Source organism: Thiothrix lacustris DSM 21227 (genome assembly GCF_000621325.1).
GTDB classification, from domain to species: Bacteria; Pseudomonadota; Gammaproteobacteria; order Thiotrichales; family Thiotrichaceae; genus Thiothrix; species Thiothrix lacustris.
Genome location: NZ_JHYQ01000016.1, coordinates 15,261 through 35,582 on the forward strand (window position 1 = coordinate 15,261; position 20,322 = coordinate 35,582).

At 51.4% G+C, this 20,322-nt stretch carries 20 protein-coding genes; 10 read left to right on the plus strand and 10 right to left on the minus strand.

Annotated elements, in window-relative coordinates; translation table 11 throughout:
• The first annotated feature begins 171 nt into the window (after positions 1-171).
• Positions 172-1,389 (plus strand): DUF4230 domain-containing protein, encoded by a 1,218-nt coding sequence (locus tag Q394_RS0108610; RefSeq protein ID WP_028488934.1) that lies wholly within the window; start codon positions 172-174, stop codon positions 1,387-1,389.
• Positions 1,390-1,466: 77 nt separating this feature from the next.
• Here the strand turns inward: Q394_RS0108610 and dld are convergent, their stop codons facing one another.
• Complete coding sequence (dld, locus tag Q394_RS0108615) at positions 1,467-3,170, minus strand: D-lactate dehydrogenase (protein ID WP_028488935.1); 1,704 nt, start codon at positions 3,168-3,170, stop codon at positions 1,467-1,469.
• Positions 3,171-3,180: 10 nt separating this feature from the next.
• Positions 3,181-4,875, minus strand: coding sequence for an L-lactate permease (locus tag Q394_RS0108620; RefSeq protein ID WP_028488936.1), 1,695 nt, complete (start codon positions 4,873-4,875; stop codon positions 3,181-3,183).
• Positions 4,876-5,059: 184 nt separating this feature from the next.
• On the opposite strand from Q394_RS0108620, the gene Q394_RS0108625 reads away from it, so the two are divergent.
• From Q394_RS0108625 to Q394_RS0108645, 5 genes are read left to right on the plus strand one after another with little or no spacing between them, the layout of a single operon-like run.
• On the plus strand, positions 5,060-5,818 hold the full coding sequence (locus tag Q394_RS0108625; protein ID WP_028488937.1) for an FCD domain-containing protein: 759 nt from the start codon (positions 5,060-5,062) through the stop codon (positions 5,816-5,818).
• Positions 5,819-5,823: 5 nt separating this feature from the next.
• Entirely contained in the window at positions 5,824-7,251 is a 1,428-nt protein-coding gene (locus Q394_RS0108630) for an AlbA family DNA-binding domain-containing protein (protein WP_028488938.1), read from the plus strand.
• Positions 7,252-7,253: 2 nt separating this feature from the next.
• Positions 7,254-8,006 (plus strand): (Fe-S)-binding protein, encoded by a 753-nt coding sequence (locus Q394_RS0108635; RefSeq protein WP_038140972.1) that lies wholly within the window; start codon positions 7,254-7,256, stop codon positions 8,004-8,006.
• Positions 8,003-9,418 (plus strand): LutB/LldF family L-lactate oxidation iron-sulfur protein, encoded by a 1,416-nt coding sequence (locus tag Q394_RS0108640; protein WP_028488940.1) that lies wholly within the window; start codon positions 8,003-8,005, stop codon positions 9,416-9,418. The genes Q394_RS0108635 and Q394_RS0108640 overlap by 4 nt, the downstream gene beginning before the upstream one ends.
• Entirely contained in the window at positions 9,411-10,067 is a 657-nt protein-coding gene (locus tag Q394_RS0108645) for a LutC/YkgG family protein (protein WP_038140975.1), read from the plus strand. The genes Q394_RS0108640 and Q394_RS0108645 overlap by 8 nt, the downstream gene beginning before the upstream one ends.
• A gap of 57 nt (positions 10,068-10,124) precedes the next feature.
• On the opposite strand, the gene Q394_RS0108650 is transcribed toward Q394_RS0108645, so the two are convergent.
• The 3 genes from Q394_RS0108650 to Q394_RS0108660 form a co-directional block, all read right to left on the minus strand.
• Positions 10,125-10,580: a hypothetical protein gene (locus Q394_RS0108650; RefSeq protein ID WP_028488942.1), complete on the minus strand. Its 456-nt coding sequence runs from the start codon at positions 10,578-10,580 to the stop codon at positions 10,125-10,127.
• Positions 10,581-10,655: 75 nt separating this feature from the next.
• On the minus strand, positions 10,656-11,123 hold the full coding sequence (locus tag Q394_RS0108655; RefSeq protein ID WP_028488943.1) for an HAD family hydrolase: 468 nt from the start codon (positions 11,121-11,123) through the stop codon (positions 10,656-10,658).
• A gap of 9 nt (positions 11,124-11,132) precedes the next feature.
• Positions 11,133-11,369: a DUF6489 family protein gene (locus tag Q394_RS0108660; protein ID WP_028488944.1), complete on the minus strand. Its 237-nt coding sequence runs from the start codon at positions 11,367-11,369 to the stop codon at positions 11,133-11,135.
• A gap of 104 nt (positions 11,370-11,473) precedes the next feature.
• On the opposite strand from Q394_RS0108660, the gene Q394_RS0108665 reads away from it, so the two are divergent.
• Positions 11,474-13,288, plus strand: a complete 1,815-nt coding sequence (locus Q394_RS0108665; protein ID WP_028488945.1) for a tetratricopeptide repeat protein — start codon at positions 11,474-11,476, stop codon at positions 13,286-13,288.
• Between the two features lie 13 nt (positions 13,289-13,301).
• Here the strand turns inward: Q394_RS0108665 and Q394_RS0108670 are convergent, their stop codons facing one another.
• Positions 13,302-14,924, minus strand: coding sequence for an ABC-F family ATPase (locus tag Q394_RS0108670; RefSeq protein WP_028488946.1), 1,623 nt, complete (start codon positions 14,922-14,924; stop codon positions 13,302-13,304).
• Positions 14,925-15,060: 136 nt separating this feature from the next.
• Between Q394_RS0108670 and Q394_RS0108675 the strand changes: the two genes are divergently transcribed.
• From Q394_RS0108675 to hemF, 3 genes are read left to right on the plus strand one after another with little or no spacing between them, the layout of a single operon-like run.
• A complete protein-coding gene (locus tag Q394_RS0108675; RefSeq protein WP_028488947.1) occupies positions 15,061-15,690 on the plus strand; it encodes an MBL fold metallo-hydrolase in 630 nt (209 codons plus the stop codon).
• Positions 15,691-15,705: 15 nt separating this feature from the next.
• Positions 15,706-16,326 carry a CAP domain-containing protein gene (locus Q394_RS19620; protein WP_028488948.1) on the plus strand — a complete coding sequence of 207 codons (621 nt, stop codon included), beginning with the start codon at positions 15,706-15,708 and terminating at the stop codon, positions 16,324-16,326.
• 59 nt (positions 16,327-16,385) lie between these two features.
• Positions 16,386-17,303: an oxygen-dependent coproporphyrinogen oxidase gene (hemF, locus tag Q394_RS0108685; protein WP_028488949.1), complete on the plus strand. Its 918-nt coding sequence runs from the start codon at positions 16,386-16,388 to the stop codon at positions 17,301-17,303.
• A gap of 13 nt (positions 17,304-17,316) precedes the next feature.
• Here the strand turns inward: hemF and Q394_RS22595 are convergent, their stop codons facing one another.
• From Q394_RS22595 to Q394_RS0108705, 4 genes are all read right to left on the minus strand, one after another.
• Positions 17,317-17,463 carry a hypothetical protein gene (locus Q394_RS22595; RefSeq protein ID WP_169735887.1) on the minus strand — a complete coding sequence of 49 codons (147 nt, stop codon included), beginning with the start codon at positions 17,461-17,463 and terminating at the stop codon, positions 17,317-17,319.
• Between the two features lie 133 nt (positions 17,464-17,596).
• Entirely contained in the window at positions 17,597-18,826 is a 1,230-nt protein-coding gene (locus Q394_RS0108695; protein WP_038140980.1) for a S8 family serine peptidase, read from the minus strand.
• An 8-nt stretch (positions 18,827-18,834) separates the two neighbouring features.
• On the minus strand, positions 18,835-19,590 hold the full coding sequence (locus tag Q394_RS0108700; RefSeq protein WP_028488951.1) for a hypothetical protein: 756 nt from the start codon (positions 19,588-19,590) through the stop codon (positions 18,835-18,837).
• Positions 19,591-19,614: 24 nt separating this feature from the next.
• Positions 19,615-20,223, minus strand: coding sequence for a sigma-70 family RNA polymerase sigma factor (locus tag Q394_RS0108705; protein ID WP_028488952.1), 609 nt, complete (start codon positions 20,221-20,223; stop codon positions 19,615-19,617).
• Positions 20,224-20,322: the final 99 nt, after the last annotated feature.

A 20,322-nucleotide genomic window follows, 5' to 3' on the forward strand; every position in this document is an offset into this window, starting at 1 on the left:
GAATGTCCCTGAAAGACGGGGTTTGCCGCGCAGTCCGATCAAGTCAGGCTACTTGGTCAGAAGAAGTAAATGAAAAGTTTACTATCTTTGACGATAGTCGCTATAATCTTACCGTGCACTAAGAAATCAGCTCTTCTGTAAAATAAATTATTAAAAATAATGAAGTAAATTATGATAAATCAATATATTGTTAATATCTTTTTGCTAAGAAAAAAATCATTCCTTGTAGGAATAAGCGTATGTTTGGTTGTGGCTGCCATTTTTTTCTATTTTCATCAAAACAAAAAGCATTTGAAGCTCCCTGATCAAGCAACCAACAATTTTCCTGATAATTATAAAGATGGTAAATCTTTAGATGTGATACTCGCTGCTAATGATTCAATAAACCCAAGTAAAGAATTTGGATTCTTAGCTAATAGTGTCAATATTGAGTTAATAAAAAGCATATCCAAAAAACTCAGTTTGTCAGATGAAGAGAAGCAAGAAGCGATTGATGAATATTATAAAAAAAGAAGTATAATAATAACCGATATTCATAAAGGGATGTTGTCTAGCAAAGAAAAACATCCAGTAAGCACTTATGGTATTGAAGTTTACAAATATAATGATGCAGTTGAGAGCTTCTCTCATTCAATGGGAAAGGAATCATGTGCATTGATTGAGCTTATGCCATGGGCAAAAGTTAAAAATTTTTCAAAAGTCGCTATGCTTCAAATAGGTTGGCTAGGGGGAGATTCTGACGATACGTTATGCTCAAAAATACTTTCAGATTTATTGCCACCTATAGCCAAATCCTTACAAGATCAAGCATTGATAAAAGACATGGAGATTATGCAAGTTGATTTGCAAAAGAAAATAAAAGAGTCAATATTGATGTTGGCTACGGCCAAAGCAAGTTATAAATTCTTTATTAGCAATACTTGGATAAAAGAAGGTTTACTTCTAACATCTGATTTAAAAATCAATGCTCATGTCAACGCAAGTATTCTCTTTGGACTTGATCTTACTAATGACTTCAAGATGTCTGTAAATCATGGTGAGCGATATATTTCTATTGACTTACCACAACCTAAAGAACTTTCACGAGCTGTAAAGTTGACGTTTGGCGAAGCTAGTGAAGGATGGTTTTCCCCGGAAATTAATAGTGATATGTATAATTCACTTAACGAAATGGCAAGAAGACGGGTATCTGCTTATGCAAATAACGATAGATTAGATTATATGGCGAAGAAGAATGCCCAAGTAGCTATCATGAACATTTTTCAGCCATTAATGTCGCTCCCTCAATTTAATTACAATGTAAAGGTTACATTTAATGGCGAAAAGCTTGTTGTGGATGAAAAAGACAAATCAGACTCAACACAGTTGACTCTATCAAATAGCAAATAACGTGGAACGTCGTTTGGCTTCTGAAGAGAAGAAAACACTGAAAAAGCCAGATGTGCTAAAGGATTGAGTTCAGCGCTTCAAGCGCAACAACTGCAACTCCTCTTATACTTATCCATCTTCCCAATCCCCGGATTAAACGTATTGGTCGGGTCAAGCTGCTTATAAAACTCGCGTAAGCCGCTTTCCCCCTCGTACAAATGCCCGACATTGTGTTCCGCCGGATACTTCGCCCCACGCGAATCCAGCAGTTCCAGCATCGCCTTTTTCACCGCTTTCGCATCCGCACCTTTTTTCAGGATGTAATCCTGATGGAAAACGTGGCACATGAAATGCCCGTAATACAGCGAATATTCAATCTGGCTACGAATGCTTTCTGGCAATTGTTCCACCCAGTCGCTGTCGTTGCGGCGCAAGGCAATATCCAGCGCCAACATCTCCCCGACCTTGTGACTGTTGACGGTCTGGTAACGGATCGCCGCGCCCGCAACCGCAAAGCGTTGCAAATAAGCTTTGCTAGCCTCGTCCGGCGTGCATTCAAAATACCCGCCGTCATTGGCCTTATCCGCAAAGAATTCCGGCAGGAACGCCTGCGCCTCGGCAATACCGCCATCACTCATTTTCAGGATCAGGTGATGTTCGTAACGGTCACGGAACGTCAGCAAACGCGCGGGCAAATGCTGCGGAAACAAATGACTTGCGCCCTGCATTACCCGGTCACTGAGGTATTTCGGCAGTAACGGCAACTTATTCAAGGTCGCATCCGTGCGCCCCTTGAGAGCAAACAGTTTCGGCATCCAGTCAGTGCCCAGCTTTTCGATGGTGAGGAAGGTATCCTTGCCGTATTTTTCCGCGATATTGAAACTGTCGCGGTGCATGTATTCGCCGACTTCCGGCATATTCTCAAAGCGGCTCAGGATGTGACGGCGCAAACGGGTCAGCACTTGCGGGTCATTCGTACCGATGTAAAAGCTCTGATCCTGCTGCGCTACCGGGAACGTATCCAACCGCACCGCAAACACTGCCAGTTTCCCGGCACTGCCGCTGGCTTCGTACAAGCGACGCGGGTCAGCATTGAAGCGCGAAGGAATCGCGGAATCCACGTCGCGCAAGCGTTCGATATACTCGCGGTCGGAAGCCATTTTGCCGCCATCATCCACGCCTTCTTTCACAAAGTCGCCGGATGCCAGCCGGGTCAGCATGGTTTCCGGCGAATCACCCAGCTCAATGCCCAGATGGTTGACCAGTTCCAGCTTACCATCCGCCGTTACCCGCGCAAACAGTGCCAGCTCGGTATAAGCGGGGCCACGTTTGACCAGTGCCCCGCCAGAATTATTCGCCACCCCGCCGACAATCGACGCCCCCAAACTGGAGGAGCCGATCACCGAATGTGGCGCTCGTTTGAGCGGTTTGAGCAGTTTTTCCAACTTGTGCAAGGTTGCACCGGGGAAACTCAGCACCTGCTCGCCGCCATTCAACAATACAATATCTGCCATCGCCAACGTATTGATCACCACCACTTCCCGGTCGTAATCCGCCCCGCTGGGGGTGGAACCTTCCGTCAGACCGGTTTTGGCCGCCTGCATAATGATAATGGTGTTCGCCGCCACACAGGCTTCCAGCACGCGCCACAGGTTCAGCAGCGAATCGGGGAACACCACTGCCAGCGCCGCACCACTGCCGGAACGGAAGCCGGTGCGGTAATACTCGGTGCGGCGTTGCCCGGTGGTAACTTTATCCGCACCCACGATGCCTTGCAGGGTGGTAATCAAAGGATGGTTCATGGCTTTTGCCTCACATTAATGGATCAGTTACGCCCAACACATGGATAGCAACCAGTGTAATAATACCCGCCATCACGAGGTAGTACAGGGTCGGAATAATCGTCAGGCGAATGGTTTGCCCTTCACGCCCCAACAAGCCGACGGTTGCCGATGCTGCCACCACGTTATGGATCGCAATCATATTACCCGCTGCCGCACCGACCGCTTGCACCGCTACCAGCATCCCGCCCGACACGCCGATCAACCCAGCCGTATCAAACTGGAATTGCGCCATCATCAGGTTAGAAACGGTATTCGAGCCAGCAATGAAAGCGCCCAATGCACCCACCGCTGGGGCAAAGAACGGGTAAATGTCACCCACACCACTCGCTACCAACTGCGCCATAGCACGCGGCATGGACGGCAAATCCGCCAGATTCACCCCGGAGTTGATCAGAATCCGCACCATCGGAATGGTGAACACCAGCACAAAACCCGCGCCCAACAAGGTGCGTGAAGACTCGCCCACCGCTGCTTTCAACTCAGAAAACTTCATGCGATGCAGGAAGAACGTCGCCAAAACCACCAGCACCATAATGCCGCCCGGCAAGTACAGGAACTCGATTTTGCCGGAAATGCCTTTTTCACCCAGAATATCCACCCACGGCAATACCAGCGTGCTGTTCAGGAAACCTTTCACCTCAGTGCTCACCCGTGACAACACCAGCAAACTCGCCAGCAAGACATACGGCAACCACGCCATGCCAATCGACACGGGTGCTTTGGCAGTCAGGCTATCCAGTTTGATTTCGATGCTACCCAGCCATTCTGCTGACCATTCGCTCGCTGGGGCAAAGTCCCACGCTTTTTTGGGGATTAAGAAACCAGCCCGCGCCGCAGGCACAACCAATGACAAACCCACCAATGCACCAATAATGGACGGGAATTCCGGCCCCAAGAAGACGCCAGCCAGTGCGTAAGGAATCACGAATGCCAAGCCTGCGAAAATCGCAAACGGCGCAACCGACAAACCTTCCACCCAGGATTTATTACGCCCGAAGAAACGGGTCAGCATGACGCACATGAACAGCGGCATCAACACACCAATGATGGCGTGGGTAATCGCCACTTCCGAGGTAATCAAACCGTAGAAAACATCCCAACTTGAACCTTGGCTGAGGAGTTTTTCACTGATACCGGCCTTGTCCAGACCGCCAGTGACACCGACGATAATGGGCGTGCCGACCGCACCGAAGGATACCGGGGTGGATTGCACCATCATGCCCACCATGACTGCTGCCATAGCCGGGAAGCCTAACGCCACCAACAAAGGTGCGACCACCGCCGCCGGTGTACCAAAGCCAGAAGCCCCTTCAATAAAGCAACCAAACAACCATGCCACGATAATGACCTGAATGCGCCGATCCGGGCTGACATTGGAAAAACCCGCGCGAATCGCAGTGATTGCCCCGGAATGCTTCAAGGTATTCAGCAGCAAAATCGCCCCGAATATAATCCACAAAATCGCCCCGGTCAGGATCAAACCTTGCAAGGTAGAAGCCAACACTCGGTTAACCGTCATGTCCCACGCGGTCAGCGCAATCGCTGCCGTCACCACAAACACGAAGGGCATCGCCCGTCGGGCGGGCCAGTTGAATCCCACCAGCAGCACGGCTGCCAGCACCAGTGGCAAAAATGCCAGTAACGAAAGCACAGTTTGGCTCATTGAAAACGCCTCCTCCAAGGTAAATAACTGGTCTTACCAATTTGACCGATAGCCAACAACTGGTAAGACCGTGAAATTCTGTAACTTTTACCAAGTCCTTGTCAATCTTTAAATTTATATGCTTGCAATAAAGTTTGAAGCCTTTTATGATAGCCAAAATTGGTAAGACCAAAAAACAGGAAGGATGCAAACCGTGCGGATTGCCGAACAAGTGACCCAACAACTCGAACAGATGATCACCAGCGGGCATTTCAAGTTGGGTGAACGCCTGCCTGCCGAACGCGCCTTGGCGGAACAGTTTGGGGTATCGCGCCCCTCCCTGCGCGAGGCGATTCAAACCCTGATCAGCCGTGGCTTGCTGCTCTCCAAACCCGGCGGCGGCACGTTTGTGCAAAGCGAAACGCCTCACGCAGCCGTTCCGTGCAGCAGCCCGCTGGTTGAGCTGTTCCGTGAAAACCCGGAATACCGTTTCGATGTGCTGGAAATCCGCCATGCGCTGGAAGGCAACGCCGCGTGGTATGCCGCCTTACGCGCCACTGACGAAGACAAGCAGAATATCCGCGCCCGCTTCGATGACATGATCCGGCTGCATGGCAGCGAAGACCCGATGGACGAAGCCCGCGCCGATGCCGATTTCCACCTCGCCATTGTCGAGGCTTCGCACAATCTGGTGCTGCTGCAAGTCATGAAAAACCTGTTTGAACTGCTGCAAAACAGCATTTCGCACAACCTCGACAAGCTTTACACCATTCCACGGGTGTTTGACCCCTTGAGCCACCAACACCGGGCGCTCATGGAAGCGGTGATTGCCAGTGATCCCGAAGCAGCCCGCCAAGCCGCGCAAGAACACTTGGCCTTTGTGGAAGATTCCCTCAAATCCATCGACGCCGACGAAGCCCGCAAAGTGCGTTCGTTGCGTCACCTGACCCTGATTGGAAGGTAAAGCACATGACAGTGAAATACCTGAACCAGCCAGAGGGTAAAACGTTGGAATTCAAACGTGATTTGTCCTCCACCCGTAATATCCTCAAAACGCTGGTGGCGTTTGCCAATACAGCAGGCGGTACGTTGCTTATTGGTATTGAGGATAAAACCCATGAAGTGCTGGGTGTGGCAAATCCACTGGATGCGGAAGAACGTTTGTGTAGCACGATTGCTGATAGCATTGAACCACGCCTTGTCCCCAATGTGGAACTCATGACATGGGAAGATAAAACCTTACTTGTCGTTGAAGTTTTCCCCAGCAATTCACGTCCCCACTGGTTACGTGCCGAAGGTGATGTACGCGGGGTCTATGTCCGGCTTGGTTCTAGCAACCGTCAGGCAGATGCTGATCTGATTGCAGATCTGCGGCGCGGTGTCATGGGCGTTACCTTCGATGAACAGGTATTGCCTGACATGACCGCCGAGGCGATCGACTTCCCGGCTGTAGTCGCTAGTTTTGCGCCGCAACGTAAACTGCTGGAGCAGGATTTACAAACCCTGCGTTTGCTTGTTCCCAGCCAAGGGCGGCTTGCCCCTACTATCGGCGGGCTGCTGCTATTCGGGCATCATCGTGACAATGTGTTTCCTGATGCCTGGATACAATGTGGGCGTTTCATCGGCAGGGATAAAGCCAATATTTTTGATCATACTGAGATACACGATCACCTGCCGCTAGCCGTTGAGCAGGTTATGGCGTTTCTGAAAAAGCACGCCATGCGTGGCGCGGACTTTTCCTCTGGTTTGCGGCGCAAGGATGTCTGGAGTATTCCGTTGACTATCCTGCGTGAAGTCGTCGTCAATGCTGTGGTTCATGCCGATTACTCACAAAAAGGTGCACCCATTCGCGTCATGTTCTTTGATGACCGAATCGAAGTGGAAAACCCCGGTATCTTACTGCCGGGTATGACGCTTGAAGACATGATGCAAGGTGTTTCCCGATTACGTAACCGGGTTATCGCCCGCGTTTTCCGTGAACTTAACCTGATTGAACAGTGGGGTAGCGGCATTCCTCGTATCTTTCAAGAAGCCGAGAAACTCCACTTGCCCCGACCCGACATTATCGAAGTTGGAATGCGAGTGCGTGTCATTATTTATCTGGCAGAACCGCTTGCCACATCAGGCAATGAAGTCACCGGGGAAGTCACCGGGGAAGTCACCGGGGAAGTCGAAAAGCTCCTGTTGGTGATACAGGGAGAAATGAAACGCGCTGATATTCAGGCTGTATTGCAACTCAAACATGCCGACCATTTTCGCGAGCATTATCTTCTGCCCGCATTGAAGACGGGTTTGCTGGAAATGACTACCCCAGACAAGCCGCGCAGCAGCAAACAACGCTACCGTTTAACGCCATCAGGCTTGCAGTGGTTCATCCAAAGGAGAGCCAAAACGTGAATATGACTCAACAAAAACCTGACACCCTTTACTTTTTCGGCACCTGCCTGATCGACCTGATGTACCCGCAAGCGGGCGTCTCGGCGATTCAGTTAATCCAGCGGGCAGGTGTGAACGTGATTTTCCCGCCCGCGCAAACCTGTTGCGGACAACCCGCGTGGAATTCCGGCTACCGCGACGAAGCGCGTGCCGTGGCACGGGCGCAAATCGCCTTGTTCCCCAAACCCATTCCCATCGTCATCCCCTCCGGCTCGTGCGCGGGCATGATGAAAGCCCATTACCCCGAACTCTTCAAAGGCGAAGCTGACGAAGCGCAAGCCTTGGATGTGGCGGGGCGCGTGTTTGAACTCACCGAATTTCTGGTCGATGTGCTGCAAATCGAACTGCAAGATTTGGGCGCACCGATCAAGGTGGCGGTACACACTTCCTGTTCCGCCCGCCGTGAAATGGGTGTTGCCGACAAGATCGAATCGCTGCTGGGGCAATTGAGCAACGTCGAACGGGTAGAACACGCCCGCAAGCCGGAGTGCTGCGGTTTCGGCGGCACATTTGCGGTGAAAGAGCCGGAAATTTCCGCCGCGATGGTGCTGGATAAAACCACCCATATCCGCAATGCCGGAGTCGATCGGCTGGTCAGTCAGGATGGCGGTTGCCTGATGAATATCAGCGGGGCAATGGAAAAGCAGGGTAATGCCATTCCAAGCCAGCACATTGCCGAGTTTTTGTGGGAAAGAACCGGAGGGAATGCCTCATGACCAGCGAATTCCGCCTCACTGTGCGCGAGAACCTCGCCAAAGCCGAAGTCCGCGCCAATTTTTACCGCGCAATGGATGGCTTGATGACGCGCCGCCTCGATCAATTCCCCGACAAGGTGGAACTGGAACGCTTGCGTACCCAAAGCATGGCAATCCGCGCCAATGCCTTAAGCAAACTGCCGGAATTGCTGGAACAGCTCGAAGCCAACCTGACCCGCAACGGCATTCAGGTGCACTGGGCAGAAACCACCGATCAGGCCAACCAGATCGTGCTGGGCATTATGCAGCAGCACAACGCCCAGTCGATCATCAAGGGCAAGTCGATGGTGTCGGAAGAAATGGGCTTGAACCATTTCCTCGAAGCATTGGGCATTGAAGCGCTGGAATCGGATTTGGGTGAATTCATTATCCAGCTTGACCACGAAGCGCCGTCGCACATTATCATGCCCGCGATCCACAAAAACCGCGTACAGATTGCCAAGCTGTTCCACGAAAAATTCCCCGACATCCCCTACACCGAAGACGTGGATGAGTTGACGCAACTGGCGCGGCGCATCTTGCGCGACAAGTTTTACGCCGCACCTGTGGGGCTTTCCGGGGTGAACTTTATGGTGGCGGAAACCGGCACGCTGTGTCTGGTGGAAAACGAAGGCAACGGGCGCATGTCGACCACCGCGCCCCCGGTACACATTGCGGTGACGGGCATCGAAAAGGTGGTGGAAAGCCTGAGCGATGTACCGCCACTGTTGAGCATTTTGACCCGTTCCGCCACCGGGCAGCCGATTACCACTTACGTGAATATGATCAGCAGCCCGCGCAAGCCGGGTGAAAAAGATGGCCCCGAAGAAGTGCATCTGGTGCTGCTGGATAACGGGCGTTCTAATATTTACAGCGACCCGGAATTGCTGGCAACGTTGCGCTGCATCCGCTGCGGGGCGTGCATTAACCATTGCCCGGTGTACGTGCGCATTGGCGGACACAGCTATGGCACGGTGTATCCGGGGCCCATCGGCTCGATTTTGGAGCCGCAAAAAGCCGGGTTGGATGTGCATGGCGAACTGACTCAAGCCTCGACCTTGTGCGGCGCGTGCAGCGAAGTTTGCCCGGTACGCATCCCGATTCCCAGCATTCTCAACCGCTTGCGTTACGACGGGGTGCGCAAGGATGCCGCCAATACCAATACTGTGGGTTCGGGCAAACGCCGCACGCTGAGTGAAGCAGCGACGTGGAAAACCTGGGCGTGGGCAGCGACGCACCCGGCGCTTTACCACACCGGCTCGAAACTGGCGACGCGCTTCAAGGGCATGTTGCCGACCAATCTGGGGGCGTGGACATCGGTACGTACTGCGCCGAAACTCGCCGAATCCACCTTGCACGAACGCCTCAAAGCCTTGGGAGTTGATCATGAGTAATACCACTGCTTCTCGCACCAACATCCTTGCGCGTTTGCGCGAACCGCAACGCCCAGAATGCGGCTTTGACGAGCGTGATTACCTGAGCCGCTTCGACTGGGATCGTGCCGAACGGGTACGGCGTTTCACCGAACGCATGGTGGCGGTACGTGCCGAAGTGCATCAGGCAACGGCTGATACGTGGCTGGATGTGGTCAAGCAAGTCTGTGCCGCCAAGGGCTTGAAAAATCTGTTAGTTTCGCCAGAAACAGAACGGGGTAAACAGATTCATGCACAGGCAGAACATTTTCCGGCACTCAAAACCTACGATCGGCCGATTGAAGGCTGGAAAGAGGAACTGTTCTACGGAGTCGATGCAGCTTTCACCAGCACCTTTGGCGGGATTGCCGAAACGGGTACGTTGATTCTGATGCCAGATGCGGAAGAACCGCGTTTGATGTCGCTGGTTCCACCCGTGCATATTGCGGTGCTGGAAGTGGATAAGCTCTACACCACGTTCGCCGAGGCGGTGCAGGAACAAGGCTGGGTAAAAACGGGAATGCCCAGCAATGCGTTGCTGGTTTCGGGCCCCTCGAAGTCGGCGGATATTGAGCAGACGCTGGCGTATGGGGTGCATGGGCCGAAGGAGCTGGTGGTGATTTTGGTTTAAAACCAGCGCTAGAGACGAAGGCCTCGGTAGAACACTAACCGAGGCTCAGAAGCCTCACTATTCTTCCGGCTTCAAGTCCACCCCTTCGAGGCTCTGCTCAACCGTATCCGGCTTGCAGTAAATCGTTGCCAGTACGTCACCATTCTTTTCAACATGCACACCAGCCTCGATAGCGTGTTCATCTGTAAGGCGGTCAACGCCCCAAAAAACACGATACACATGGTCATTATTAGGGATGTTGACCGTGTAAGACATATAGCGCCCTATACCATTCCACTGCCACGTTGTAACGTCAGCACGCGGTACCGATAGCGCCAAATCTGGCTTTTTACCAGGTTTGCCGAAGGAATAGTCGATGGTTTTGTCTGTATCACAGACCTCAATTTGCTTGCCGCTCTTTTGGGCAGTGCAATGGAACAAGGTATCGCTGCCATTCCCGCATTGGGCAAATGCAGCGCCTGAGATACTAGTGTTTAGCAGCAATGCAGCCAGCGCGATAGTGATTGTTCTCACAATTTTCTGAAGCAGTGGGTAAAACCGTGAGTATAAGCCGATGCCAGTGAAGGCGGAATAACTACGATTATCGGTTTAATTCCGTAAAGTCGCCACCAACCGGTTCGGCGTTGCCAGATACCCAAACACATCCAGCACCGACGTACACACCACATCCGCCGCCATCACGGCCTGCACTGCGACGCCTTCCGCTTGAATCAGCGCAATGCCTAATGCCGCCGTTTGCAACATCAGTTTGTCGTTATTGCCATTGCCCACCACCAGCACGTGTTCCTTGCCGAGTTGCTCGACATACTGGCGTTTGCTGACGTCCTGTTGCCCGTTGGGGATGACGTGAACCGTGCAAGCAACACCTTCCAGCGCCTGCGCCACCGTGCCATAGGTATCGGCGGTGATCACGTGGAAGGTGAATTGCGGCGCAAAGTGGTTGATCTGTTGCGCCACGCCGGGGATCAGTGCGCCATCCTCCGCCAGGGTGCCGTTGTAATCAAACACCACGTGGCGGATGTCCAGCTCAGCTTGGCCGGGAATAGTCACTTGCATGTGTAAACCTTAGCTTTTCGCGCCGCCGCTAAACTTGCCAAACATATCTGCCCACTGTTTAAACATATCAGCATTACCCATGACGCCCGGTTTGAAAAACGCCATCGGGTCATAACCTTCGACGCCTTCCTGCATTTTTTTCAGCATTTGAGCCATGACTTCGCGGTTGAACTCCTGAACATCCGGCAGCCCCATGATGCGGCGTAGGTCTTCTGGTGTCATCTCGACATTAACGGTGATATTCATGGTAATACTCCCTTGGTTGTAATACATCTATTTTGCCACACTTCCATTCGTCGGGTTTATATAACCTATACTCCAATAAACCCTTGTGAAGGAAATGGGCTGTCATGACTGAAACAGTAAACGCCGATCCCCCCATCCCGACATCCCGCTGGCAAGCACTGGGCAAACGCTTGCGTGGCTGGGTCAGCAAATCCCTCGACCTCATGCACTTTCTCACCGAGCGCATTATGGGGTTCCTGCGGCTGTTTGCCACCTTGGGATTGTTGCTGATTGTGCTATTCGTTGTCTATCAGGCAGTGGAAAGTTCGCGTTTGGTACTGGTCAAGCCCTTCACAGTGCCGCAAAGCATGAGTAATAGCCATGCGGATGCCGGGCGTATCATTGCCAATGCCCTGAAACAGGAGTTATTGCTGGCAGAAAACGATATTTACAACACCGTCAAACGCACCAGCCGCAATCGCAAGGTGAATATCGGCGCGGTGACGGGCAATAGCGAAGACTATTTGCTGGGTTCTGACATCAAGTTACCCGAAACCGGGATTTCCATCAATGACGTGGTGGAATTCATCGCCAGCATTTTCGGGCGGCGCAATATTACCGGCTCGGTCTATCAGGATCAGGGCAGGCTGTTCCTGCAAGCGGAGCTGGATGGGCGTATTTTCCCGTTCGAACGCGATCTGGCGGGACATGACACCAACGCCCTGAACATGGATTTAATCAACGACATGCTGCGTGAAGCCCGTATCCAGTTGTTGAGTGTCGCCTCGGAAAGCCACAATCTGTATTACTATTGCAGCGGGGAAGCGGATGCGCTGGAACACAGCGATGGTCAATTACGTGAGTGGTTTGATTACTGTTCGCGCCTGCAAAGCAGCCAGATGACTCCGAATGAACTCGATGGCTTATTGAATGACCTGCATTCTGCGCGGGTGCGGCAAATGGCGAATGGCAACGACACCTTGCGGCACATTCTGGGGCAAACCACTGGCAGTGCACTCGACAAAACCCGCCTACTCTGCCCAGATTATCCAACGACCAAAGCCTGCACCGCCAGTGCCCTACCAGAAGCGGGACAAGTCGCTCTGCGTATTCCAGAACCGATGCCTGCGCCGATGGCAATACCAACGCTACTTCCCAATTTGCCAGATGCCAGCGCCTTCCAAACGAATAATTCACTGACCATGCGCAGTATGATTCGAGTAGCTCCTGAGTCGAATACACCCCTGCTGGAATTACCATCCGTCAGGGTTTTGCTGGCAGAGTGCCTCAATCGCCCACCCGCCAAGCCACAGGATATGCTGGCATCCAACAGCACCGAAGGCGATGCAACCTTGCTGTTCAACAACAACCGTCCCTTACAAGCGTTGGAAAAATATGCGTTGGCTATCCAACAGAATTGCGGCAATGTATTTGCTTGGGCGAATCTGGGGGTGTTGCTGGTATCTGCTGATCCGCCGTTACGCAGCGCTGAGGAGGCGCAACTCGCGCTGGAAAATGCGGTCAGCATCAATGAGCGCATTGACTGGGTACAAAACAATCTGTGCATTGCCCGTGCCTTAGCAGCACCGCTGGATACGATGGAAAGCCTCATCAACAATGATGCCTGTAACGCCGCCCGCGCCTTGAGCCCAGCAAACAAGGTCATTCTCGACAAGCAGTTTTATTTGGCCGTAGCGGAGCGCTATTTAAGCGAAGGGCAATATGACCGCGCTGCAACTACCTATCAGGCAGCGCTCAGCGCGGACAGAAAGCGGGATTGCAATACCAGCAAGGCCATCGAAAAACTGGCCTTGCTGGAAACTTACGGGGTAAAGGGTGCGAAAGCGTCAGCGTGTGCGATTTTGCAGGATGCCCTGCCATTACCCGGTGGAAAAATCAGCGCGTGCGAGGCTAAGCTCGCCGCATTTCCGTGCCCGTGAAGAGGATTTTCTTCTATTCCAGCCCTTGGCTGCTCAGATACTCGTCGTAAGTACCACGGTAATCGACAATCGTGCCGTCGCCTTTGACGTCGAAAATACGCGTCGCCAGTGAGCCAACGAATACCCGGTCATGTGACACGAACATCAACGTGCCATCGTAGCGATCCAAACCGCCGTTGAGGGATTCGATGGATTCCATGTCCAAGTGGTTGGTAGGTTCGTCCATCAACATCACGTTGGTGCGTGACAACATCATTTTGCCGAAAATCATTCGGCCTTTTTCACCACCCGATAACACGCGCACCGGCTTTTTCACGGTATCGCCGCCGAACAGTAAGCGGCCGAGTGTGCCACGGTTTTGGGTTTCGGCGTCTTCGCCTTCATAGCCACTTTTACGCACGTAATCGGCCATCCAGTCAGTGAGGCTGATGTCACTTTTGAAGTCGTCTTCGTGGTCTTGCTCGTAGGTGGAAATGCGTACTTTTTCCGCCCATTTGATGCTGCCTTTTTGTGGCTGCAACTGGCCTTCAAGCAGTTTGAGCAGGGTGGTTTTACCCACGCCGTTTTCGCCGATGATGCCGACTTTTTCACCCGCTTCGATGGCGAAGCTGAAGTTTTTGATCAGCGGCTTATCCATACCCTCGTAGCCGAAGGTGAGGTTTTCGACCTCCACCGCGAAACGGTGCAGGCGTTCTTTTTCGTCATACTCGAAGCGAATCCACGGGTATTGACGGCTGGACGGCTTGATGTCTTCCGGCTTGAGTTTCTCGATCAGCTTACGACGGCTGGTCGCCTGCTTGGCTTTGGACTTGTTGGCAGAGAAGCGCCGCACGAAATCCTGCAATTCCAGAATGCGGTCTTTGGCCTTGGCGTTGGCATTGGCTTGGCGCTCACGGGCTTGGGTAGAAGCCTCCATGAAATCATCGTAGTTGCCGGAGTAAATCTGGATTTTACCGAAGTCCAGGTCGGCGGTATGCGTACACACTTGGTTCAAAAAGTGCCGGTCATGCGAGATGATGATCATGGTGGAATCGCGGTTATTGAGCGTTTCTTCCAACCAGCGGATGGTGTTGATGTCGAGGTTGTTGGTCGGTTCGTCCAGCAACAAAATATCAGGGTTGGCGAACAGGGCTTGGCACAGCAAGACGCGCAATTTCCAACCGGGGGCTACTTGGCTCATCGGGCCATTGTGCTGTTCGATGGGAATACCGACCGCCATCAGCAGTTCACCAGCACGGGATTCGGCGGTGTAGCCATCCATTTCCGCGAACTGACCTTCGAGATCCGCCGCTTTCATGTAATCGTCTTCGGTCGCGTCGGGGTTGGCGTAAATCGCGTCTTTGGCAGACATGACCTTCCACATTTCCTCGTGCCCCATCAGTACCACGTCGAGCACGCGCACGTCTTCAAAACCGAACTGGTCTTGGCGCAAATAGGCGATGCGTTCGTGCGGGTCTTTGGAAACGTTGCCTGCGGTTGCTTCTTGCAAGCCGCACAAAATTTTCATGAAGGTGGATTTGCCCGACCCGTTCGCACCGATCAGGCCGTAGCGGTTGCCGTCGCCAAATTTGACGGAAACATTATCGAATAGTGGTTTAGCACCAAACTGGATGGTGACATTGGCAGCAACTAGCACTGGGAATCCTCTTGAAATCTGATGGGGCGTAATGGGGTGTTACTGTAGCACTTTTGGCGCGTTACCGCAGCGCCATTCCCACGTATAATCACCCGCTTTAAGCGCGTTTGTAAATCTTCTGACCTTGGGCAATGTTATGCAATATCTCACCATTCCGGTTACGGCCTTTCAACAAAATTGCAGCCTTATCTGGTGCGAAGCCACGCGGGAGTGCGCATTTGTCGACCCCGGTGGTGACACCGACCAGTTGATGGCAGCGGTAAATAAGCAGGGTTTGAAACCCGTCGGCGTCTTCCTGACCCATGCGCATCTGGATCATGTGGGCGGCACGATGGCACTGGCTAAGCATTATCAGATTCCCGTTTCAGGCCCACACGAGGCGGATAAGTATTGGCTGGATGCACTGCCCGTGCAGGCCAAGCAGTTTGGTTTGCCGCATTGCGAGGCTTTCGTGCCGGATACGTGGTTGCAGGAGGGGAATACCTTACGGTTTGGGCAACAACAACTGGAGATTATCCATACCCCCGGACACACGCCCGGTCATGTGGTGTTGTTCCATCGGGAAGCGGGGGTGGCGTTTGTGGGCGATGTGTTGTTCAACGGTTCTATCGGGCGCAGTGACTTTCCGGGCGGGAACCATCAGCAGCTTATTCAGTCTATAAAGCTTAAGTTGTGGCCACTGGGTGATGATGTTATCGTCATTCCGGGTCATGGGCCAACCACGACCATCGGCGAAGAGCGCCGCCACAACTCCTTTATCCCGTAACGCGAGGACGATAAAGTGCGTAATATTGCAATGCTGAGCCTGACGCTGTTGCTAACAGCGTGCGGCGGTTCTTCTAGTTCATCTACCTCCCCCCCGGTAGCGACAACTGTGACAACTGTGACAACTGCGACAGCATCCACCACTCCCCTTTCACCTGCCTCAGAACCTGAGTCCATGACGGGAATGTTGGAAACTCATAATCAAGTACGGGCTGATGTTGCTGTTTTGCCACTTACATGGTCTAGCACCATGAGCAGCTATGCGCAGGAATGGGCAACTCATCTGGCCAACGAAAATGGTTGTCAAATGCAGCACCGTTCCGCTGCGGGCATGAATACCTTGGGCGTTGGCGAGAACCTTTTCTGGGCGAGTCCGCTAACATCGACCAATAGCCCTCCGACCCTACAGGCCATTACCCCTACCTACGTTGCCAATGACTGGAGTAGTGAAAAGATTGATTATAATTACGATACCAATACCTGTACTGATGGCAAAATTTGTGGGCATTACACTCAGATAGTGTGGAAAAATACCACGGAAGTTGGTTGCGCCATGGCTGTTTGTCCCGATAAAGGCCAAATTTGGGTATGTAATTACAATCCACCGGGCAATTATACCGGGCAGAAACCTTATTAGAGCCACCGCGCATTTCCCGTTACAATAGGTGTTTTTCAAGCATCAAGGGATGAAACACCATGTCGCACGTGGATATTGCCGCCGTCAAAACCTACTTGCTGGCCTTGCAGGATGATATTTGTAGCCAGTTAGCCGCCGAGGATGGCGGGGCAACCTTCATGGAAGATGCGTGGGATCGTCCCGGTGGCGGCGGTGGGCGTACTCGCGTGATCAGCAATGGCGCGGTGTTTGAACAAGGCGGCGTCAACTTTTCACACGTGTTTGGTGACAAACTGCCACCTTCTGCGACGGCGCAACGCCCGGAATTGGCGGGGCGCAGTTTTCAGGCATTGGGGGTTTCTTTGGTGATTCACCCACACAACCCCTTGGTGCCGACATCACACGCCAATGTACGCTTTTTCGTTGCAGAAAAGGAAGGCGAAGAACCAGTGTGGTGGTTTGGCGGTGGTTTCGACCTGACCCCGTATTACGGTTTCGAGGAAGATTGCATCGACTGGCATCGCACCGCGAAAGCAGCTTGCGACCCCTTTGGGGAAGACGTGTATGCGCGTTATAAGCACTGGTGCGATGAATACTTCTTCCTCAAGCACCGCAATGAACCGCGCGGGATCGGCGGCCTGTTTTTCGATGACCTGAATGAATGGGGTTTCGATACCACCTTTGCCTTCATGCGCAGCGTGGGCGACAGTTATATCAACGCTTACCGCCCCATCGTCAGCAAGCGTAAAGGCTTGGCATTCACCGAAACCCAGCGCGACTTCCAGCTTTACCGCCGTGGGCGTTACGTGGAATTCAATCTGGTCTATGACCGGGGCACTTTGTTTGGCCTGCAATCCGGTGGGCGCACTGAATCCATCCTGATGTCACTGCCTCCACTGGTGAAATGGCGTTACGCTTGGCAACCAGAAGCGGGCAGTGAAGAAGCTCGCCTTTACAGCGATTTTTTACGCCATCGCGACTGGATAGCGGAAGCCTGACAGCGCCGCTAACTTACCAGCTTTTTTCACCCGGCTCTGGCTTGTGACCGGACAATTTGTAGAATTTCCAAGCCAGATAGCCCAAAAAACCTAGGATGAAAACGATGGTGAAAACAGACATGAAAACAATGCCTTGAGAGCTGGAAAAAAAGTGTGACATGAGGCTGATTCCTTACAATGAAACATGTGTCCATCGTAAGGCCGAGCTGAAAAAGCTACTTTGCGTAAAATCAAATAATAATGCAGGAAGCGGCATTTCCTTGTTCTATATCAAGTTTTGGTAGGATTTTATCTCAAGGGGCACTAAGCGCCCTGACTGTATTGAGCAAACCATAGCCATAGTCACTGTCACGCCCTGGATTCCCCAAATCAGTTGCCGTCAAGTTCAAGGATTCAGGATTGAAGCCGGGATTTAGGGATTTCAGTAACGCGATCACTCCTGAGACATGTGCCGTTGCCAACGAAGTACCACTGGATACCTGATAGGAGTTGCGTGGCGCGGTAGTTAAAATACCAACACCGGGTGCAGATAGATCAATATAGTCTCCCCGATTAGCACGGTTGAAAATACTTTCACTCTGATCCACAGCGGTGACAGCAATCACCCCAGGCAAGGCAGCCGGATAAGCCGGTTGTGCAGATGGTCCACCATTACCCGCAGAAGCAACGACTACAATACCTTTTTGTATAGCAGCCAGTACCAATTTATCCACAACCGGGTCAGAGCCGCCCGCAAAACTTAAGTTCAGCACTTGCACCCCTTCTCGCATGGCTAATTCCAATGCGCGAGCAACCAAGCCAGAATTACTATTACGTTCATCCGGATTGGCCGCGTTGGTGCTGAATGCACTAATCGCTATCAAACGTGCATCTGGGGCAATACCAATACGGGGATTTTTACTGATCATAATACCAGCAACTTCTGTACCGTGTAGACGGTTATGCTCATCACCGGGGGCGATAAGTTCAATACGCTGAATATCGCCATGTAATGATTCATGATTGATATCAATGGGGGTGTCGATCATGCCAATCGTAACACCTCGTCCCCCTGTTCGCTGACGGGCAGCCGCAACACCTGTCAAGCTCAGTGGGTAAGCTGGCAAACTGGTATCGTTTACGGCAGCAGTAGAGTAAAAATTACTGGTGCTAGCATCCACTGCTTGCTCATTCGATTTAATGGATCGCACTAAATCATAAGGATCTTGTCCGTTCGTCGCGGCAGTAATCATCGTCGTTTTAATGGAGTCCAAATTGTCGCTGCGTTTGGCGCGTAATTTGTATTTTTTCAGCACAGCATCAGCAGTTTCTGAAGGTTTCTCACTATCATAAGTGATCAGCATTTCATCTTTTGCATAATCAACCTGACGAAATACTGGGGTGTTGACACAGATGCTACTGCTTAGCTGACAGGCGGGGGAGGTATCGGTGTGACCAATCACTTTATATTCTGCCGGGCTACACCCACTCAGAAATAGTAACAAGCTAGCGAGATAAAGAGGGAGATAACGCTGTGCTGACATGATAAATTTTAGAATTCCCGTCCAATAAAGGCAATCACGGCAGCATCCTGTCCCATTTTTTGCAGGATGACATCAGCCTGCTGCTGATCAGTGGGCTGAACACCTTTAATATAAATCTTGAACAGGTTATTTTCATCTGGACCATCGATGATAGTAGCATTCCAATCAGATAAAAACGCCTGTATTTTACTCATTTGAGTCTCATCATTGAAATCCACCAACAACACCAACCCTTTGGCAACAGACAGACTGGGCTGATCATCAGCAACCGCTGCTGTTGTATACACACTTTCAGTGGGTTTTGTCATGATCGAATTGGCAAACCAACCCACAAAACCTAATTGAATCAGCAATAGCATAGCAAACGCGGCATGACGTGGCATCAACCATTCAAAGGTAGGTAAGCAATTTTGTAGCCATGACTTAATATCCCAGCGCCATAAGCTCCCTACAGATGCCGAAGGAGACGTAGTCACTGTGGAGACAGCCTTGGAATCACTCTCTTCCGCACGCTCAATACGCTTTAATAATTTTTCTAAGCGATATTGTGTCGTGTCCATTGCAGACAATTCTAAAAGTCCTGTATTAGCACGAATAGCATCAACCATATTGAGTTCACGCTGATATTCTTCTTCTAATTCAGGGTGTTGTACCAGTGTATTTTCAACGAGCTTCTTCTCTACCTCACTCAACTTCCCAGTGATATACCAAGGTAACAGTAGACGTGCTTCTTCAACTGGATCATTGTGTCGATATTGGCTCATATAATAATATTCTCTAATGCCGCATCAAAGGTCAAAACTGACAATACCTGCCTTTTCCAGCAACTGCGCCAGACGCTTACGGGCATAAAACATGCGCGTCTTGACTGTGTTTTCGGAAATATCCAATATATTGGCTACTTCCCTAACAGATTTGTCTTCAAAATAGGTCAGCCTGATCACCTCTCGATGTTCTTCCGTTAACTGGTCCATCAGGCGTAGTAACTGCTGCTTCATATCATCCAATGCTAACTCCTCATGAGGACTAGCGGCAGGGTCGATCATGGAGTCTAGTATCGACTCGTCATCTAGCGTCACTTCCGATGTTTTGCGCAACCATGACACAACCTTATTGCGGGCAATGGAGTAAATCCATGTGGATACTTTTGACCTACCAGCAAAATTTTCTGCTGATCGCCAAACATCAAACATTGCTTCATCCACTAAATCTGCGGCCTGGGCAATATCATTACGCAACACTCGGGAACAATACTTAACCAATCTAGGCTGGTATCTCAGGTATAACTGACTAAACGCCTGTTGATTCCCTGTACTGATAAGTTCCATAAGGATCTCATCACTAAGTTTACTGGTGACATCAGCCTGTTGCTTGTTCGCTTGTGGGTGACCTTCCATCTTTTATGTCGCTCTCACTACCGGTTTGGTTCTAATCAATTTCACTCAATACTAAAAAAAATAATGAATGATCTTTTTTTATCTTTCTTTGAACCGCTT

Excerpts from the sequence above, each read along its gene's own strand:
- Q394_RS0108610 (WP_028488934.1), top strand. The coding sequence starts at position 172 with ATGATAAATCAATATATTGTTAATATCTTTTTGCTAAGAAAAAAATCA.
- dld (WP_028488935.1), bottom strand. The coding sequence starts at position 3,170 with ATGAACCATCCTTTGATTACCACCCTGCAAGGCATCGTGGGTGCGGAT.
- Q394_RS0108620 (WP_028488936.1), bottom strand. The coding sequence starts at position 4,875 with ATGAGCCAAACTGTGCTTTCGTTACTGGCATTTTTGCCACTGGTGCTG.
- Q394_RS0108625 (WP_028488937.1), top strand. The coding sequence starts at position 5,060 with ATGCAAACCGTGCGGATTGCCGAACAAGTGACCCAACAACTCGAACAG.
- Q394_RS0108630 (WP_028488938.1), top strand. The coding sequence starts at position 5,824 with ATGACAGTGAAATACCTGAACCAGCCAGAGGGTAAAACGTTGGAATTC.
- Q394_RS0108635 (WP_038140972.1), top strand. The coding sequence starts at position 7,254 with ATGACTCAACAAAAACCTGACACCCTTTACTTTTTCGGCACCTGCCTG.
- Q394_RS0108640 (WP_028488940.1), top strand. The coding sequence starts at position 8,003 with ATGACCAGCGAATTCCGCCTCACTGTGCGCGAGAACCTCGCCAAAGCC.
- Q394_RS0108645 (WP_038140975.1), top strand. The coding sequence starts at position 9,411 with ATGAGTAATACCACTGCTTCTCGCACCAACATCCTTGCGCGTTTGCGC.
- Q394_RS0108655 (WP_028488943.1), bottom strand. The coding sequence starts at position 11,123 with ATGCAAGTGACTATTCCCGGCCAAGCTGAGCTGGACATCCGCCACGTG.
- Q394_RS0108660 (WP_028488944.1), bottom strand. The coding sequence starts at position 11,369 with ATGAATATCACCGTTAATGTCGAGATGACACCAGAAGACCTACGCCGC.
- Q394_RS0108665 (WP_028488945.1), top strand. The coding sequence starts at position 11,474 with ATGACTGAAACAGTAAACGCCGATCCCCCCATCCCGACATCCCGCTGG.
- Q394_RS0108675 (WP_028488947.1), top strand. The coding sequence starts at position 15,061 with ATGCAATATCTCACCATTCCGGTTACGGCCTTTCAACAAAATTGCAGC.
- hemF (WP_028488949.1), top strand. The coding sequence starts at position 16,386 with ATGTCGCACGTGGATATTGCCGCCGTCAAAACCTACTTGCTGGCCTTG.
- Q394_RS22595 (WP_169735887.1), bottom strand. The coding sequence starts at position 17,463 with ATGTCACACTTTTTTTCCAGCTCTCAAGGCATTGTTTTCATGTCTGTT.
- Q394_RS0108695 (WP_038140980.1), bottom strand. The coding sequence starts at position 18,826 with ATGTCAGCACAGCGTTATCTCCCTCTTTATCTCGCTAGCTTGTTACTA.
- Q394_RS0108700 (WP_028488951.1), bottom strand. The coding sequence starts at position 19,590 with ATGAGCCAATATCGACACAATGATCCAGTTGAAGAAGCACGTCTACTG.
- Q394_RS0108705 (WP_028488952.1), bottom strand. The coding sequence starts at position 20,223 with ATGGAAGGTCACCCACAAGCGAACAAGCAACAGGCTGATGTCACCAGT.